The sequence below is a fragment of the Dactylosporangium sp. NPDC000521 genome (assembly GCF_042898305.1).
GTDB lineage: Bacteria > Actinomycetota > Actinomycetes > Mycobacteriales > Micromonosporaceae > Dactylosporangium.
Map to the genome: position 1 here is coordinate 483,170 of NZ_JBIAYW010000009.1, position 16,521 is coordinate 499,690.

The 16,521-nt window shown below is 73.7% G+C and carries 9 protein-coding genes; 5 read left to right on the top strand and 4 right to left on the bottom strand.

The genetic code is table 11. From position 1 onward, the window contains the following. Window positions 1-285 precede the first annotated feature (285 nt). Window positions 286-2,832 (bottom strand): Tex family protein, encoded by a 2,547-nt coding sequence (locus ACFY3L_RS30015; RefSeq protein WP_389331256.1) that lies wholly within the window; start codon window positions 2,830-2,832, stop codon window positions 286-288. A 166-nt stretch (window positions 2,833-2,998) separates the two neighbouring features. On the opposite strand from ACFY3L_RS30015, the gene ACFY3L_RS30020 reads away from it, so the two are divergent. Continuing rightward, window positions 2,999-4,789, top strand: coding sequence for a sigma-70 family RNA polymerase sigma factor (locus tag ACFY3L_RS30020; RefSeq protein ID WP_389331259.1), 1,791 nt, complete (start codon window positions 2,999-3,001; stop codon window positions 4,787-4,789). On the opposite strand, the gene ACFY3L_RS30025 is transcribed toward ACFY3L_RS30020, so the two are convergent. Next, the gene (locus tag ACFY3L_RS30025; protein WP_389331262.1) at window positions 4,768-6,366 is read right to left on the bottom strand and encodes an MFS transporter; all 1,599 of its coding nucleotides are present in this window, start codon (window positions 6,364-6,366) and stop codon (window positions 4,768-4,770) included. The two genes, ACFY3L_RS30020 and ACFY3L_RS30025, sit on opposite strands and share 22 nt — an antisense overlap. A gap of 86 nt (window positions 6,367-6,452) precedes the next feature. Between ACFY3L_RS30025 and ACFY3L_RS30030 the strand changes: the two genes are divergently transcribed. After that, a complete protein-coding gene (locus tag ACFY3L_RS30030) occupies window positions 6,453-7,400 on the top strand; it encodes a TIGR03557 family F420-dependent LLM class oxidoreductase (protein WP_389331266.1) in 948 nt (315 codons plus the stop codon). 37 nt (window positions 7,401-7,437) lie between these two features. Here ACFY3L_RS30030 and ACFY3L_RS30035 read toward each other — a convergent pair whose 3' ends face one another. Beyond that, window positions 7,438-11,364 (bottom strand): hypothetical protein, encoded by a 3,927-nt coding sequence (locus ACFY3L_RS30035; RefSeq protein WP_389331269.1) that lies wholly within the window; start codon window positions 11,362-11,364, stop codon window positions 7,438-7,440. A 126-nt stretch (window positions 11,365-11,490) separates the two neighbouring features. On the opposite strand from ACFY3L_RS30035, the gene ACFY3L_RS30040 reads away from it, so the two are divergent. Continuing rightward, a complete protein-coding gene (locus ACFY3L_RS30040) occupies window positions 11,491-12,948 on the top strand; it encodes a ricin-type beta-trefoil lectin domain protein (RefSeq protein ID WP_389331272.1) in 1,458 nt (485 codons plus the stop codon). Window positions 12,949-13,012: 64 nt separating this feature from the next. Next, window positions 13,013-14,077 carry a hypothetical protein gene (locus ACFY3L_RS30045; RefSeq protein WP_389331275.1) on the top strand — a complete coding sequence of 355 codons (1,065 nt, stop codon included), beginning with the start codon at window positions 13,013-13,015 and terminating at the stop codon, window positions 14,075-14,077. A 31-nt stretch (window positions 14,078-14,108) separates the two neighbouring features. Here the strand turns inward: ACFY3L_RS30045 and ACFY3L_RS30050 are convergent, their stop codons facing one another. Further along, the gene (locus ACFY3L_RS30050; protein WP_389331278.1) at window positions 14,109-15,503 is read right to left on the bottom strand and encodes an MFS transporter; all 1,395 of its coding nucleotides are present in this window, start codon (window positions 15,501-15,503) and stop codon (window positions 14,109-14,111) included. A 101-nt stretch (window positions 15,504-15,604) separates the two neighbouring features. On the opposite strand from ACFY3L_RS30050, the gene ACFY3L_RS30055 reads away from it, so the two are divergent. Beyond that, the gene (locus ACFY3L_RS30055; RefSeq protein ID WP_389331281.1) at window positions 15,605-16,483 is read left to right on the top strand and encodes a helix-turn-helix transcriptional regulator; all 879 of its coding nucleotides are present in this window, start codon (window positions 15,605-15,607) and stop codon (window positions 16,481-16,483) included. Window positions 16,484-16,521: the final 38 nt, after the last annotated feature.

The window sequence follows — 16,521 nt, forward strand, 5'->3', positions numbered from 1 at the left end:
GCAACTAGCGGGTCGCGGCGAGCACTGGCACGTGGGCGAGTGGAACCGACGCGGTCGGCGCGCGGCGGGCGCCCAGATTCGGCGGTGCCGGCCTCGCGAGCACTTGCTTGTGGGTGAGCGGAACGCACGCGGCCGGCGCCCCGGCGGGCACCCCACGGCGGGCTGCGTCCCACGCGGGCAACCCCCACGCGGGCTGCGTCCCACGTGGCGGGCGCTCGAAGGCGGTGCGTGGGTGTGGAGCGGCCCGGGAGCGAGGACGTCGTGCTCCCGGGCCGTCGCAGCAGGCTACTTCTTGTTGAGGCCGTCGAGGCCCTTGTCGAGGCCTGCCCGGCGGAGCGCGTCGGCGAGGGCGCTGTTCTGCAGGCCGCCACTGTCACGCTGGCGGCCGCCACCCCGGGAATCGCCGCCGCGACCGCCCGAGCCGCCACGCTGGCCGCCCGACCCGCCCGACCCGCCCGAGCCACCGGAGCCGCCCGAGCCACCGCCCCGCTGACCGCTGCCCCGCTGACCGCCGCCGCCCGAGCCGCCGCCCGAGCCGCGGCCGCCGCCGGGAGCGCCGCCGTGGCTGCGTGGGCCGCCGCCCTGGCCGCCGCGACCGCCCGAGCCGGGGCCGCGCTGGCCGCCGGAGCCCGGGCCGCCGCCGCCGGGGGCGCCGGACTGCTGGGCTTCGTCGTCGAGGCGCAGGGTGAGGGAGATGCGCTTGCGGGGGATGTCGACGTCGAGGACCTTGACGCGCACGATGTCGCCGGGCTTGACGACCTCGCGGGGGTCCTTCACGAACGTGTAGGACAGGGCCGACACGTGGACCAGGCCGTCCTGGTGGACGCCGACGTCGACGAAGGCGCCGAACGCCGCCACGTTGGTGACCACGCCTTCCAGCAGCATGCCGGGGGTGAGGTCGGAGATCTTCTCGACGCCGTCGGCGAATGTGGCGGTCTTGAAGGCGGGGCGGGGGTCGCGGCCCGGCTTCTCCAGCTCCTTGAGGATGTCGGTGACGGTCGGCAGGCCGAAGGTGTCGTCGACGAAGTCGGCAGGCTTCAGACGAGCGAGCGCCGTGCCGTTGCCGATGAGCGACTTCACGTCGGTGCCGGTGGCCGCGAGGATGCGCCGGACCACCGGATACGCCTCAGGGTGGACGCTGGAGGAGTCCAGCGGGTCGTCGCCGTCGGGGATGCGCAGGAAGCCCGCGCACTGCTCGAACGCCTTCGGGCCGAGGCGCGCCACGTCCTTCAGCGCCTTGCGGGAGCGGAAGGGGCCGTGCGCGTCGCGGTGCGCGACGATCGCGTCGGCCAGGCTGCCGCCGATGCCCGAGACGCGGGTCAGCAGGGGCGCGGAGGCCGTGTTGACGTCGACGCCGACGCCGTTGACACAGTCCTCGACCACCGCGTCGAGGGAGCGCGACAGCTTCGACTCGGAGAGGTCGTGCTGGTACTGCCCGACGCCGATGGACTTGGGGTCGATCTTCACCAGCTCGGCGAGGGGGTCCTGGAGGCGGCGGGCGATGGAGACGGCGCCGCGCAGCGACACGTCCATGCCGGGGAGCTCCTGCGCGGCGAAGGCCGACGCCGAATACACCGACGCGCCGGCCTCGGAGACCATCACCTTGGTGACGTTGAGCTGCGGGTACTGCTTGATGAGGTCGGCGGCGAGCTTGTCGGTCTCGCGGGAGGCGGTGCCGTTGCCGATCGAGATCAGCTGCACGTCGTGCTTCTGGCACAGGGCGGCGAGGATCGCGATGGACTCGTTCCACTTGTTCTGCGGCACGTGCGGGTAGATCGTGTGCGTGTCGACGACCTTGCCGGTGGCGTCGACGACGGCGACCTTCACGCCGGTGCGGAAGCCGGGGTCGAGGCCCATCGTGGCGCGGGTGCCGGCCGGCGCGGCGAGCAGCAGGTCGCGCAGGTTGGCGGCGAAGACCCGGACCGCCTCCTCCTCGGCCGCCTGCCACAGCCGCATCCGCAGGTCGATCCCGAGGTGCACGAGGATGCGGGTGCGCCAGGCCCAGCGGACCGTGTCGTTGAGCCACTTGTCGGCGGCCCGGCCCTCGTCGCGGATGCCGAACTTCGCGGCGATCGTCGGCTCGTACAGCGACGGGAGATCGGGATCCTGGGTGGGCTCCAGCACCAGGTCCAGCATCTCCTCCTTCTCGCCGCGGAACATGGCGAGGATGCGGTGCGAGGGCAGCTTGGTGAAGGGCTCGCTGAAGTCGAAGTAGTCGGAGAACTTCGCCCCGTCGGCCTCCTTGCCGTCGCGCATCCTCGACACGAGCCGGCCCTGCGCCCACATCTTCTCGCGCAGCTCGCCGATGAGGTCGGCGTCCTCGGAGAAGCGCTCGACCAGGATCGCCCGCGCCCCGTCGAGGGCCGCGGCGGCGTCGGCGACGCCCTTGTCGGCGTCGACGAAGACCGCGGCGGCGGCGAGCGGGTCGACCGTGGGGTCGGCGAGCAGCCCGTCGGCGAGCGGCTCCAGGCCGGCCTCGCGGGCGATCATCGCCTTGGTGCGCCGCTTCGGCTTGTACGGCAGGTAGATGTCCTCGAGCCGCGCCTTGGAGTCCGCGGCCATGATCTGCGCCAGCAGGGCGTCGTCGAGCTTGCCCTGGGTGCGGATCGACTCGATGATCGCGGCCCGCCGCTCCTCCATCTCCCGGAGGTAGCGCAGCCGCTCCTCCAGGGTGCGCAGCTGGGTGTCGTCGAGCATCTCGGTCGCTTCTTTGCGATACCGGGCGATGAAGGGCACGGTCGCGCCGCCGTCGAGGAGCTCGACCGCGGCGGCCACCTGCCGCTCCCTGACACCGAGCTCTTCAGCGATCCGCGCCTGAATGGAGGTCGTCACGATCCTGCATTCTGCCCCACCCGCCACGTCCGTCGCGAAGCCAGCGCGCCGATGACACAAAGCGTAGTGCGACCATCATCCCAACGTGACCTGGAAAAAGTCGGAGAGAAAGCGTTATTGACCCTGAGCTGCTTCGTCTCCTGAATAGTTCGACAGGAGGATGCGGATGGGCACGGCCACGGTGATCGCGGCCAGGGACGGTGACCAGCGGGCGCTCGACGCCCTGGTCGCCGAGTACCTGCCGCTGATCTACAACATCGTCGGGCGGGCGTTGCAGGGGCACGCCGACGTCGACGACGTGGTGCAGGAGACCATGCTCCGCATCGTCGACGGGCTGCCGCGGCTGCGCGAGCCGGAGAGCTTCCGGTCGTGGGCCGTCGCCATCGCGATGCACCAGGTCAGGGACCGGCACCGGCGGCAGACGCAGGCGCCGCTGGTGGGCGACTGGGCCGACCCGACCGACACCGCCGACCCGGGTGCCGACTTCGCCGACCTCGCGATCACCAGGCTGCGGCTGTCGGGGCAGCGCCAGGAGGTCGCCGAGGCGACCCGGTGGCTCGACCACGACGACCGGGAGCTGCTGTCGCTGTGGTGGCTGGAGGCCGCCGGCCAGTTGGAGCGCGAAGAGGTCGTCGAGGCGCTGCACATCACCAAGCAGCACGCGGCGGTGCGGATCCAGCGGATGAAGGCGCAGCTCGACGCGGCCCGCGCGGTCGTGCGGGCGCTCGCCGTGCGGCCCCGCTGCCCGGAACTGCAGGCGATCGTGACCAGCTGGGACGGGCGGCCGAGCGCGCTGTGGCGCAAGCGGCTGGCCCGCCACACCCGCGAGTGCCAGCGGTGCGACCGGGCCTGGGCCGACATGGTCGCCGCGGAGCGCCTCCTCGCCGGGATCTCGCTGGTGCCGGTCCCGTTCGTGTTCAGCGCGGCGGCCGCCAAGACGGGAGCGCTGACGCTGGGCGGGAGTGGCTTCAAGGCGCTCATCGCGGGCTGGTTCGGCGCCGCGAAGCCGGCCCTGGCCGGGGTCGCCGCGACCGTCGCGATCGCCGGGGCGGCCGGCGCCGTCTACGTGGCCACCAGCGGCGAGCAGAAGCCCGCGGTCGTGTCCCAGCCCGGCGAGTCGCCGTCCGTACAGCAGAGCCAGAGCGCGAGCCCCGCGGCACAAAGTCCGAGCAGCGCTCCACCGTCGAGCACGACCCCCTCGAAACAAGCCCTGCCGCCGGCCGTGAAGAGCCCGAAGAAGGGCGTCAGCACCAACGGCAAGGTCAACTTCAACCAGGCGGCCGTCAAGGACATGAAGGCCGGCTGGTACTACAACTGGTCGCCGGCGCCCAGCTTCGGCGCGACCAGCGGCGTCGAGTTCGTGCCGATGGTGTGGGGCACCGCGAACGTCGACGCCGACGTCGCCAAGGCCAAGCAGAACGGCAAGGTGCTGCTCGGGTTCAACGAGCCCGACCTCAAAGAGCAGTCGAACATGAGCCCCGAGCAGGTCCTCGACCTGTGGCCGAAGCTGCAGGCGTCCGGCCTGCGGCTGGGCAGCCCGGCCGTCGCGTACGGCGGCGACACCCCCGGCGGCTGGCTCGACCGCTTCATGAGCGGGGCGAAGCAGCGCGGCTACCGGGTCGACTTCATCACGCTGCACTGGTACGGCGGCGACTTCGGACCGGACGCGCCGAACCAGCTCAAGCGGTACCTGCAGAACGTGTACAACCGGTACAAGCTGCCCATCTGGCTGACCGAGTACGCATTGATGCGGTTCGATAATGGGACCGTCTATCCGAGCGTGGACCAGCAGGTCGGCTTCGTGAAGAGCTCCACGGCGATGCTCGAAGGGCTGTCGTTCGTCGAACGGTATGCCTGGTTCATCCTGTACAGCTCGAAAGCGGGCGACACCGGTCTCTACAGCAACGGCACCACCCCGACCGGGGTGGGCGCCGCCTATCGCGCAGCAGGAGGATGATCATGGACGCGAGGTCGGGTGGCGCCGCCACACTGCTCGGTGCGCTCAACGACGCCTGTGAGGATTTCCAGCGGTACGGGCAGCAGGTCGCCGCCACGCACGGCCCGATGCACTGGGAGCTGATCGGCCGAATCGGACCCGGTGAGGCGCCGTTCGCGCTGGTCGGCGTGGTGCTGCGGTATGACCGGACCACCGTCGACCTCGGCGTGGACCTGTGGGTGCGGGAGGGCGCGTTCGAGGTGAGCGGCTACGGCACGGTCGACGGCCGCCGGCTGCTCATCGACCTGCCCGACGTGCTGACCGAGGACCTCGACGAGGCGATCGACGTGCTCCGGGAGTACACCCGGCGGCTGTGCTCCTACCGCAACGTGCTGGACGACGTCGCCTAACCGCCGCCGGCCCCGCAGCTGCGCGGCGAGCGCGACCAGGCCCACCACCGTGGTCGCCGCGCCGCAGGCGGCGAACGTGGCCGGCGCCCCGACGGCCTGCACCAGCGGCGCGCCCAGCAGCGTGCCCAGGGGCGTGGCCACCACGAGCACGGCACCGCGGGCCGCCAGGACCGGCGGCAGCCGCCCGGCCGGCACCGTGCGCTGGACCAGGGACATGCTGGTCGTCGGGTACGGCGCCCACGCGAGCCCGGCCAGCCCGAGCGCGATCATGTGTCCCCACAGCGGGAGCGGGAGGCCGAGCGGCATGAGCAGCAGGCCGAAGGCGATCACCACGCCGATCATGACCGGCCACAGCGCCAGCCGCCGCAGGTGGCCGGTGACGACGGCGCCGATGACCGCGCCGGCGCCGAACGCCATGTACACCAGCCCGATCTCGTCCACGGAGGACACGAACAGCGGCATCGCGACCGGCAGCGGGCCGAACAGCAGGAAGAACCAGAACGTCAGCACCATCGGGCCGCGCAGGTGGGGGTCCCGGCGGATCGCCGCGAAGCCCTCGCTGCGCCCGCCGGCCGCCCCGGTGGCCCCGGTGGCCGGCGTGTCGGCCTTGATCTGCAGGAACGACACCGCCAGGACGGCGAACGTGGCGGCGTCGACCGCCAGGGCCGCCGGTGCGCCGAGGAAGGCGATCAGCAGCCCGGCGATCGCCGGCCCGGCCACCGTCGAGGCCTCCACGATGGCGGTCAGCAGCGCGTTCGCCGGCAGGTGCAGCGGGGCCGGCAGGACCTGTGCGATGACGGTGTACCGCCCGGCCGAGCCCCACGCCGACAGCAGCGCGGACAGGGCGAGCAGCGTCACGTACCGCCCGATCGACAGGCCGCCGCAGGTGGACAGCAGCGCGACGGCGCCCAGCAGCACCGCCCGCAGGGCACCGTCCCACGCGACGAGCAGCGCGGCGCCGCGGTCGCGCAGCAACGGTGCGAACACGACCGTGCCGACGGCGCCGGGCAGGGTGAACGCGGCGACGGCGAGCCCGACCCACAGTCCCCGCGCGTCCGTGGGCGCCAGCTGCAGGGCCAGCCACCCGACGGCGACCGCGCTCATGCCGTCGCCCAGGGCCGAGAGCACCAGCCCCGGCAGGACCCGGTTGAACACGGGGTGCCGGAGCACCTGCAGATAGGGAGACATCGATTGATTCTTGCTTACGTGCTGGACATTCTCCAAGAAGGATGGGCAGGAGCGTAACGCCCGCCACACGGGGTATCCGGGGGCCTATGGTCAACTTCGGTTACACACTGATGTGTGAGCAGACCGGGCCCAGCGAACTCGTCGATGACGCGGTGCGCGCGGAGGAGGCCGGATACGACTTCGCGGCGATCTCGGACCACTTCAACCCGTGGCTGGTCGAGCAGGGGCACTCCCCGTTCGCATGGTCGGTGCTCGGCGCCGCCGCGTACGCCACCCAGAACCTCGAACTGATGACCATGGTGACCTGCCCGACCCGCCGCTACCACCCCGCTGTCGTGGCCCAGCAGGCGGCGACGGTCGGCACGATGTCACAGGGCCGCTTCACGCTCGGCCTCGGCGCGGGGGAGAACCTCAACGAGCACATCGCCGGCGCGTGGCCGCACCGCACCCAGCGGCACGAGATGCTCGCCGAGGCCATCGAGATCATCAAGCCGCTGCTGGCCGGCGAGACCGTGCACCACGGCGGCACCTACTTCGACGTGCCCGAGGCGCGGCTGTGGGACCGCCCCGACGAGGGCGTGCCGGTGGTCCTGGCCGTCTCCGGCGACGCGTCGCTGCACCTGGCGGAGCCGCTCGACGGCACCGTCGCCAGCACGCCCGACGCGTCGCTGCGGATGGAGGGCCGGCCCGCCTACGGTCAGGTCGCGCTCTGCTACGGGCCCGACGAGTCGGAGTGCCGCAAGCGGGCCCTCGACCAGTGGCGCTGGTCCGGCCTGCAGTGGCCGGTCCTCGCCGAGCTGCCGGACCAGCGCGCGCTCGACGCCGCCGCCGCGCACGTGGCGGAGGACGACGTCGCCGCGGCCGTGCCGTGCGGCCCCGATCTGGACCGGCACGTCTCGGCGGTCCGCAAGTACGTCGACGCCGGCTTCACCCACGTCGCGCTGGTCCAGATCGGCGGCGGCAACCAGGAGGAGTTCCTGGCCTGGTCCCGGTCCGAGCTCCTACCCGCGCTGCACGCGGAGGCCGGGGCGTAGACCGGCGGGTAGGGGCGGGCTGTGCCCCTACCCGCCCCTACACGCCGCCGGGGCGCAGGCGCGGCAGGCGGGAGTCGACGTCCGGCACCGAATAGCCCAGCGCGCGCAGGCGGCTCGACACGTCCTCGATCGGCTTGCGGATCTTCTGCGCCGCGGCGAGGAGATGGTTGAGCGGCACCGGCTGGCTCGCGTCCAGCCACGGGCGCGAGCCGTCCAGGTCGGTGCTGGCGAGGAGGAGGTCGTTGGGCTTCACCGAGTCGACCTGGATGCTGCTGAGGTCGACGTCGACGTTGTAGCCCAGCGTCTCCAGCCGCGCCGCGATCTCGTGCACCGGACGGCGCACCCGGCGGGCCGCCTGCAGCAGGTGCGGCAGCGGCACCTGCTCGTCGAGGTCCAGCCACGGCTGCGAGCCGTCCAGGTCCCGGCTGGTGATCAGCAGGTCGTCGGGCTCCACCTGGTCCAGCGACGGGCCCGCGCCGTGCAGGCTCACCGCGTAGCCGAGGAACGTCAGCCGGGCCGCGATGTCGTGCACGCTGCGCCGGGTCCGCTGCGCCGCCCGCAGGATGCGGATCGTCGGGACCGGCTTCATCGGGTCCAGCCACGGGTCCGAGCCGTCGAGGTCCTCGCTGGTGATCGTCAGGTCGTCGGGCTCCAGGTGGTCGATGAGGATCGCGTCCGGGTCGACGTCGACGCGGTACCCGACGGCGGCGAGCCTGGTGGCCACGTCGGCGACGTCGCGTCCGGTCGCCTCCGTCGCGCGCAGCAGGTGGATCAGCGGCACCGGCCGCGACGGGTCCAGCCACGGCTGCGAGCTGTCCAGGTCGCGGCTGGCCAGCTGCAGGTCCTCCGGCTCCAGCTTCACGGTCTCCAGGGCGTCGAGGTTGCCCCCGAGCGTGAACCCGAAGGCGCGCAGCCGCGCCACGACCTCCGCCACCGGCCGGCCGGTCCGCTCGGCGGCCCGCAGCACGTGCACCGGCGCCACCTCCTCGTGCAGGTCCAGCCACGGTGACGTGCTGTCCAGGTCGCGGGAGATGAGCACCAGGTCGTCGGGCTCGACGGTCAGCGACTCCCAGCCGGGCTCGAGCGGGTAGCCGAGCAGCGCCAGCCGCGCCGCCGTCTCGTCCGCCGGCAGGTCCACCTTGTGCGCGGCGCGCAGCACGTGCAGCCGCGTCACCGGCTCCCGCGGGTCGAGCCACGGGTGCGAGCCGTCGAGGTCACGGCTGGCGATCGTCAGGTCCTTCGGGCCGAACTGCTCGATCGGCAGCATGTCCACGTCGACGTCCACGTCGAAGCCCAGCTGCCGCAGCCTCGCGACGATCTCCTGGATGGGGCGGCCCGTCTTGTGTGCCGCCCGCAGCAGGTGTACGAGGTGGACGGGCTGATCCGGGTGCATCCAGGGGCGGGTCCCGTCGACGTCGCGGCTGGTGAACACCAGGTCGTCGGGGTCGACGCCGACCTGCGCGGCGCCCACCGACGGCTCGTAGCCCAGCTGGTCGAGCCGGGCCGCGATCTCCGGGGCGCTCCGTCCGGTCTTGCGCGCCGCCCGCACCAGGTGGACCAGCGGCACGATGTCGACCGGGTCCAGCCAGGGGCCGGTGCCGTCGACGTCGACGCTGAGCAGCAGCGCGTCCGACGGCCGGGAGCGCAGCGCCCGCTTCCAGTCGGCGCCGGGCTTGAGCACCTTGCGGTAGCGCCCGCCGGCGGCGAGCGCGGTCAGCCGCCACTCGACCAGCTCGTCGGGGCCGCCGACCGGCCCGTCGTTGGCCACGAAGCAGCCGGTGACGGACGCGTCGACGGTCTCGCCGTCCATGTCCCACCTGCCGTGGCCACGCTCGATCGCCTGCTCGAAGATGAGGTCCGCGACCAGCGGCCGGATCGGCGCCAGGCGGCACAGCCACTCGTAGCCGAGCAGCGTCGTGCCCGGCGCGGTCAGGGCCGGCACCGCCTCCCACAGCAGGCGGTCGACGTCGTCCTCGCGGTACGCCAGGATCTTCGTCCGGTCGACCGACAGCCGCGGCGCGAGGTCCCGGTTCAGGTTGACCACCGCACCGAAGATCTCCTTGCCGGCGTAGAGCCCGTCGGCGAGCAGCGCGCCGGTGCCCTTGCACCACCAGACCCGCGCCCCCTCGGCCGCGACCACGCCGACGCCGACACCCTCCTCGTCCTCGTCCTCGTCGTCCAGGGCGGTCGCCGCCTCCGACAGCTCCCCGGGCACCCACTGCTGGGTCTCGACGCCGTCGGTCGCGTCGGTGCCGAACTCGGCCACCCACAGCAGCTTGCGCAGCTCCTCCACGGAAGCGACGGTCACGCCGTCGCGCAGGTGCAGCCGCACCGTCGTGCCCGAGTCGGTGCCCGGACCCAGGTCCTGGATGCGGAACAGGCTGCCCGGCCCCGCGATCGACACCCGCAGCCGCTCGCCGGCCTGCCCGTCGCGGCCCATCCGGCACGTCTCGACGGTCAGCTCGTCGGCGAGCATGAAGTAGCTGAGCACGCCGATGCCGAACCGGCTGTTGGGGAACAGCTGCACCGGCGGGTCGAGCCGGGCCCACTCGGCCTGCTCCTCCAGGAACTCCGGCAGGTCCGCCAGCCGCACGCCGGCCTGCGAGAACACCTCGCTCAGCTCGCGGACGCCCATGCCGATGCCGTTGTCCACGCAGTCCAGGAACGGCCGGCCGGTCTCGTCGACGCCCTGCTCGAAGCGGATCCGGCCGCTCCAGGCGTCGGGGGGCGTGGCCGCGGTGCGGGCCAGGAACTCGGTGCGCGCCTCCCGGTAGCGGCACGCGTCCAGCGCGTTCTGGTACAGCTCCCGGATCGCCAGGGCGGGGTCGCCGTAGAGCTGCTCGCCCATCAGCAGCTCCCGCACCCGGTCCTCGGCGAGCCGGAACCGCACGCCCGCGGACTGGTAGGCCGGCGTGTGGTTGATGATCGCCGGGCGTACCTCGTCGGTCGCGGCCCGGTTCGGCAGGTGCCGCAGCGCGGCCAGGGAGTCGTCCCGGGCGGCCGCCCGCTGCGCCTCGGCGAGCAGCTGGTTCAGCGTCTCGATGTGGACCCGCAGCGCCACCTCGATCGAGGGGTGGGCACACTCGGCGGCGAGCACCAGCGTCGCGCCGCGCAGGTCCCAGCGGGCCGCGTGCACCGTCTCGATCACCTGGCCCGGCGTGACCGGGTCGCCGATGCCGAGGTGCTCGCCGATGACCTCCGGCAGGACCGTCGCCTCGATCGCCAGCCAGCGGGCGATCGTCAGCAGGAACGCGACCAGCCGCTCCCGCGTGCCGTGCCGGTCCTGCGAGACCAGCGACTCGGGCCGGTCGTGCCGGTTGAGGAACGCGGGGTCGGCGCGGATCGCCCGCAGCAGCTCCGCCAGGCGCTTCTGCGGCTCGTCGTCCAGCGCGGTCGCCAGGTCCTGCGTCTGCGCCTCCGGGCCCCTGATCAGCGCCTCGATCGTCGCCGGCTGGTACGCGGCGGGCCGCCGGCCGATCCACCGGTGCAGCAGCCACCAGCCGATCTCCGCGGCCGCCTCCCGCCGGCCCGCGCGGATCGCGGCGAGGGCGCGGCGGTGCGGCTGCGCGTACGTCTGGGAGAACCGCTCGAACGCGGCCCTGTCGCTGGACGCGTCCTGGGACGGCTCGAGGTCGCCGGGGTGCACGCCGCGCTCGGCCGCGGCGATGCCGGCCCACAGCGCGTCGTGCAGGAACGGGGTCGTCACCAGCAGGGCCGCCTCGGCGCCGCTGAGCCGCTCGTCCTCCGGCAGGAAGCTGACGAGGCTCTTCACCTGCTCCGACATGCGCAACGCGAAGTCGCCGTCCTGCCACGGATCGTCGGTCAGCGCGGCCGCGGATCGTCTGCGCGCCGCGGCGAGCTGGCGCACGAGCGTCACCGCGCGGTCACGGTGCGCCGCGCCGTCGGTCACCCGCCCCCACACCTCGTGCTGTGCAGCGAACGTTTCCCAGCCGTCAGGAGCCATGCGGGAAAACTTACCGGCCAATCGCAACGGATCGCTCCTGTTGGGGCCGAACGGCCGGTCGCGCTTGTTGCTTTCGCAGGCTACGGTGCAGCGGGCAGTGATGGCCGTTGGAAGGAGCACGTCGGGATGTCCGTCGCTGAAGACGGCAACGAGCAGGAGCAGCCGGGCGGAGCGTCGCAGCGTGCGGACCGGGCGGCGCGGCATCGCGTCCCGCCGGTGGCCGCCGCGACCGCGAAGGTCCCCCTCCTGCCGGAGCCGTTCAACCCGGCGAAGCCGACGTTCCCCGCCGGTGCGGCGATCCCCCGCCAGCGGCGCGGCGGCCCCACGGCGATCGCGACCGCCTCGATCCCGGTGGTCCCCGTCGAGGACGACCGGCCGGACTTCGATGCCCTCTTCGCGGACGCCCTGGGCGACGAGCCCGAGCCCGTCCCCGCTCCTGACGCTGACGCTCCCGAACATGCTGGTCCTGACCAGGGGGAGGACCCGGCGACCGTCGGGACGCTCGCCGGCGAGATCCGGGCGAGCGCCGCCAAGTCGCAGCCGCCGGTCGAGGAAGAGCCGGCCGAGCCCCTGGTGCCCGTCGTGCCGGTGGCGCTGGTCAAGCCCGCCGTCGAGTCCGCCGTCGAGTCGCCCGCGCTGGTGGACCCGGCCGCCTTCGAGCCGCCCACGGCCGTCGACGAGCCGATGGATGCCGCTGTACCGGCGGCGCCGCTCGTCGGGGTGGCGCCGGTGATGCCGGCCGCTGACGACTCGCCGACCGTGGCCGACTACGTGCCGCCGGCCATCGCGATCGTCACCGACGACCCCGCCGAGACCGACGACGGCCCCGACTACCGCGGCGCCCGCCGCCGGATCGCCGCGTGGCGCAGGTACCCGGTGGGCGCGGTCGCCGTCGCCGTCCTCATCCTGCTGATCACCGCCGCCGTCGTCCTGCAGCTGGTCCGCGACGGCGACCACGGCACCCCGGTCGCGGATGTCAGCCCGCAGAGCTACCCGGGCGTCGGCGGCCTGCCGGAGGTGACCCGCGACGCCGGCGCGTCACCGTCCGCGTCCCCGTCGGCCGCGCCGTCGTCGGCGAGCCCGACGCCGAGCAGGTCGAAGTCCTCGGCACCCGCCGTCCCGCCGCCGAGCGCCTCGGCGTCCCCGTCGAAGTCGGCCAGCTCCGCCCCGGCGCCACCGCCACCGGGGGCGTCCGGCCAGCTCGTCGTCTACCGCGACCGCCCGAACCCCATGTGCCTCACCTACCGCGCCGGCGACAAGATGGCCGTCATCGACAAGTGCCTCCGCGCCGGCTCCGGCAACAGCAGCCAGCGCTGGACGGTCCGGGACGACGGCAGTGTCCGCGCCGACGGCGGCTGCCTCGACGTCGCCAACGCCGGCACCGGCAACGGCAACGCCGTCCAGCTCTACTCCTGCAACGGCACCGCCGCCCAGAAGTGGATCTACCGCGGCGACTTCCTGTACAACCCCCACTCGGGCCGCTGTCTCGACGTCGCCAACAGCGGCACCTCCGCCGGCAACCAGGTCATCATCTGGGACTGCACCGGCTCCGCCAACCAGAGGTGGGCCCGCCAGGTCTACTGACCTCACCCGCGCCGGCCGCACCTTCGCCGCGCCGGCGGGCCCGGTGGACCGGTACATTCCGCTGGTGCCGGCCGCCGATCTGACGCTGGACCGCTGGTGCGCCCTCGACCAGCGGGCGGCCGAGCTGCTCGCGGCCGCGGTCGCCCGAGCGGTCGGCGGCGAGTCGCTCGGGGTCGGGTGGCCGCGCTCGCACGCGCCGGCGCTGCGGGTCGCCCGGATCGCCGTCGACGGCACCGAGTTCGTGCTCGTGCCCGGTGGACCGGCGAGGCTCGGCTTCGACGCGGGCCGGTTCGAGCCGGCCGACGCCGAGGTGCGGTCGTTCTTCGGCGACCACGACGCGCTGCGTTCCTGGCGCGGCGTGCCGCCGGAGCGACCCGCCGCGACCGGTCCGCTCCCGGGCCAGCTCGGCCTGTTCGAGACGCCGGCGCCCGCCCGCCGTCCACGGACACCGGCCGGGGATGCCGACGTCGTGCGGGCCCACGTGGCCGCCCGCGTCACCGCGCCGCGCACCGCCGTGCTTCCCGCGCTGCTGGTCGCGGCGGAGGCGACCCAGGCCGGCGTCACCGAGGTCGCACCGGACCATCCGGTCGTGCGCGAGCACCTGCGGCGGCACGGACCCCCGGCGCGGGGCGTCATCGGCATGCACGACGCCGCCGGCGACCATGACAGCGCTGTGTATGCGCGGATCGAGCTCGACCGGCTCACCGGCGTGGTCCGGCGCTGCTGGACCGCCGGGCCCGCCGGCTACGACGAGGTCGTCACCGGCCTGGCGACGGCCGGTCGGCGGCTGCTCACGCCGGACGAGTGGGAGTACGCCTGCGGCCTCGGACGCGGGACGCTCTTCGCCTGGGGCGACCGCATGCCCGCCCCACGGGACCGGGAGACCCCGACCGGCCTGAGGCTGGGCGACATGTACTGGCCCGAGCTCACCAGCGTCCGCACCGAGGTCCGCGGCGGCGACTTCGGCGTGCTCGGCTGCGGCGGCGAGACGGAGTTCCATCACTCGCTGCTCCGCGCACCGGCGTTCCGCGACCCGGAGATCGTCGCCGCCGAGGCGGGCGTGCCGAGTGTCCGCCGCCGCCGCTTCCGCGCCGCGATCGAGGTGCCGCCCGGCGTGCCCGGGCGATGACCGTCGCCGCGCGCACTGGTCACCGGGGAGGTCAGGGGCGAGCGGGGGAGGGCTTGGGGATCAGGAGGGTGGCGGCGGTGGCGAGGACGGTGGCGATGCCGAGGGTCAGGTTGGTGACCGCGGCGGCCGACGGGGACGGGGTCAGGGACAGGTAGACGGTGCCGAAGGTGGCGACGCCCAGGACGGCGGCGAGCTGGGTGATGGTGGCGATGACGCCGCTGGCGTCGGCGGCGAGCGCCGGCGGGACGTGGGTCAGGGCGACACCGATCAGCGGGCTGAAGGCGGCGCCCAGGCACAGGCCGTAGAGGGCGCTCACCGAGAGGTAGCCGGCGCCGAGCGGGCGGCCGTCGCGGATGGTCCAGGCCATCCAGGCGTAGGTGACGGTGACGACGACCAGGGCCAGGCTGATCGCGGGGCGGTGCCAGGACGCCGGGAGGCGGCGCCAGTTCAGGCTGCTGAAACCGAAGGCCAGGGCGGCGGGGACCAGGACCAGGCCGGCCTTCGCGGGGCTGTAGCCGAGGTCCGACTGGGTGTGCAGGCCGAGCGTGAAGAGGAAGCCGGCGTAGGAGGCCATCACGGCCAGGATCGCCAGGGCCGCCGGCACGAGGCCCGGTGCGCGCAGGACCACGCCCGAGACGAGCGGCGCCGGGCTGCGGCGCTGGACGAGCGTGAACGCGGCGAAGAGGACGGCGCTCAGGGCGAGGCCGGCCCAGGTCCACAGTGGCCAGCCGGACTCGTGGCCGAGGACGAGCGGCAGGACCAGGGTGAACACCGCGGCGGCAAGGGTCAGCACGCCGAGGGGGTCGAGGCGGCGGGTGTCGGTGCCGGGGCCGGTGGGCAGGTGGCGGCGGCCGAGCAGGAGCAGGGTCACGCCGATGGGGACGTTGACCAGGAAGACGGGGCGCCAGCCGGTGCCGAGGAGGTCGGCGCCGGTGAGGAAGCCGCCGGCGGACTGGCCGACGACGGCCGCGCCGGCGAGGACGGCGCCGTAGAGGCCGAGGGCGCGGGTGCGGGCGGCGCCGGTGAAGGTGCGCTGGATGATGCTGAACACCTGCGGCACCATCAGGGCGGCCGCGGCGCCCTGCAGCAGGCGGCAGGCGATCAGCGTGCCGGTCGACGGGGCGAGGCCGCACAGCAGCGACGCGGCGGTGAAGCCGGCGAGGCCGGCCTGGAACGAAGGCCCGTGGCCGTGCCGGCCGCCGAGGCGGGCGCCGGTGACGAGCAGGACGGCGTAGGCGATCGCGTAGCCGGCGACGACCAGCTGCAGGCCGGCACCGGAGGCGCCGAGGCCGGTGCGGATCGACGGCACCGCCACGTTGACGATCGAGACGTCGAGGACGGCCATGAACTGGCCGCCGAGGATGGTCGCCAGGAGGACGCCGCCGGTCCGTGCGGTGGCCGGCGGACCGGCAGTCAGAACGGTCATGGTGCCAGCCTCCGGCGGTGCCCGGACCGGTGCGGAGAGCCCGCTCATCCTGGTACCGGCACCACCTGGCACCAGGATGAGCGCCGCCCGAAGATGGGAGCATGACGACGTCCCGCGCCGAGCTGGCCGCGTTCCTGCGCTCGCGCCGGGCCAGGATCGGCCCCGCCGACGTGGGGCTGCCGCCGGGCTTCCGGCGCAGGACGCCGGGGCTGCGCCGGGAGGAGCTGGCGCAGCTCGCCGGGGTGGGCGTCACCTGGTACACGTGGCTGGAGCAGGGCCGCCCGATCAACGCGAGCGTGCAGGTCCTGGACGCGATCGCGCGCACGCTGCGGCTCGACGAGGCCGAGCGGGAGCACCTGTACCGGCTCGCCGACGTCCCCGCGTTCACCGCGCGGCCCGCCGGCTGCCCCCTCGAGCCGCAGGTCCAGCTGATCCTGGACAGCCTGACGCTGCCCGCGTGCGTCTACAATGGACGTTACGACCTGCTCGCCTGCAACCGTGCCTACGCCGGCCTCTTCCCGGAGCTCGTGCACCGGCGAGGCTATGAGCGAAACGCCATATGGCATTTGTACATGACGGCAGAGTGCTGTATGCCGTTCGTGAACCTGGCCGATGAACTGCCGCTCATGACGGCCACGATGCGGGCCAACTTCGCCCGGCATCTCGGCGAGCCGGCCTGGGAAGGATTCGTGCGCGACCTGTCCGCGGCGAGCCCGGCGTTCGCCGCGGCGTGGCAGTCGCACGACGTGGCGGTGCCCGGCAGCCGGTTGAAGATCTTCCGCCACGCGGACGCCGGTGACCTGCGGCTTTCCACTTCTAGCATGCTGCTCGCCGGGACGCCGGAGGCGCGGCTCATCGTCTACACCCCGGCCGACGAGGCCACGGCCGGCGGGCTGGCGCGCCTGCCGGAGCTCGCGCCGCTGACCGGTGCGTGCGCCAAACACGGCCGGGCTCTTCCCCCTGGCGGCCCGCCCAGCTAGTTTGTTAGGCAACACAACGAACCTCTACGGACCGGTCG